This window comes from Deltaproteobacteria bacterium GWC2_65_14, from assembly GCA_001797615.1.
GTDB lineage: Bacteria > Desulfobacterota > Deferrimicrobia > Deferrimicrobiales > Deferrimicrobiaceae > GWC2-65-14.
On sequence record MGPV01000056.1, the window covers coordinates 10,411 to 11,547 of the forward strand.

Sequence of the window (1,137 nt, forward strand, 5' to 3'; positions counted from 1 at the left end):
GGGAGGTCTATGACATCGGCGGCCCCGACATCGTCACCTACCGGCAGCTGATGCGTCTCTACGCGGAGGAGGCGGACCTTCCGAAACGCCGGATCGTCCCGGTCCCGGTGCTCACCCCCCGCCTCAGCTCCTACTGGATCCACCTGATCACGCCGGTCCCCGCCATCCTGGCCAGGCCGCTGGCCGAAGGGCTTTCCAGCCGGCTGGTCTGCCGAGACAACCGGATCCGGGAGCGGATCCCGGTCGACCTGCTCGATTGCCGGGGCGCGGTCCGGGAAGCGCTGCGCAGCGGACGCTGGGAGTATGGTGCACCGGAGGAGTCCGCGGGGGCGGAGCGGTTCCCCGAAGCGGGGACGCTGCCCGGAGATCCGGCCTGGGCGGGGGGAACCGTCTACACAGACCACCATGCCATCGCCCTGGAGGCCTCCCCCGAGGAGGTGTGGGATTCGGTGGCCCGGATCGGGGGGTCGAGGGGCTGGTACTACGCAGACCGCCTCTGGTCGCTCCGGGGGCTGCTCGACCGGATGGCCGGAGGCCCCGGGCTCCGGAAGGGGCGCCGCGACGAGCGGGAGCTTGCCCCCGGGGACCCGCTCGACTTCTGGAGGGTCGCCGCCGTCGAACCGAACCGCCGCCTCCTCCTGGTGGCCGAGATGAAGCTGCCCGGGTGCGCCACGCTGGAGTTCCGGATTCACCGGGACCGGGACGGGGCCACCCGGCTTCATCAGATCTCCACCTTCGCCCCCCGGGGACTGGCGGGGGTCCTCTACTGGAAGGGGGTGGGACCGTTCCACCACCGGATCTTCACCGGGATGCTCAAGGGGATCGCGCGCAGCACCGGGAGACGGATCCTCGCGGGGCCGGAGCAACTCCCGCCAACCGGTTCGGCATCGGATTCATCCTGAAGGAGTGGTAGGCCCGGGGTATCATCAGGGGATGGCTCCTTTCGCAGATCGAATCGTCCTCGACGAGAGCGAGATCCAGGAGAAGTTCGTCCGCTCGTCGGGCCCCGGCGGCCAGCATGTGAACAAGGTGGCCACGGCGGTCCAGCTTCGTTTCGACCTGAGGAACTCCCGGTCGATCCCGGACGAGGTCCGGAAGCGGCTGGCCCGGCTGGCGGGGAAACGCGTGAACGCCGAG

Annotated in this window: 1 protein-coding gene and 1 pseudogene (both cut by a window edge); both read left to right on the forward strand. The window is 70.1% G+C overall.

Annotated features, from left to right (window positions below; translation table 11 throughout):
- Nucleotides 1–902: pseudogene (locus A2X88_05410) on the forward strand (NAD(P)-dependent oxidoreductase); it begins 628 nt to the left of the window's first position.
- A 31-nt stretch (nt 903–933) separates the two neighbouring features.
- A protein-coding gene (locus tag A2X88_05415; protein ID OGP33334.1) for a hypothetical protein crosses the window boundary here: on the forward strand, nt 934–1,137 show its 5' end (the start). 225 nt of this gene lie beyond the right edge of the window; 204 of the gene's 429 nt are visible here — the first part of the coding sequence; its start codon is at nt 934–936; its stop codon lies off the right edge, out of view.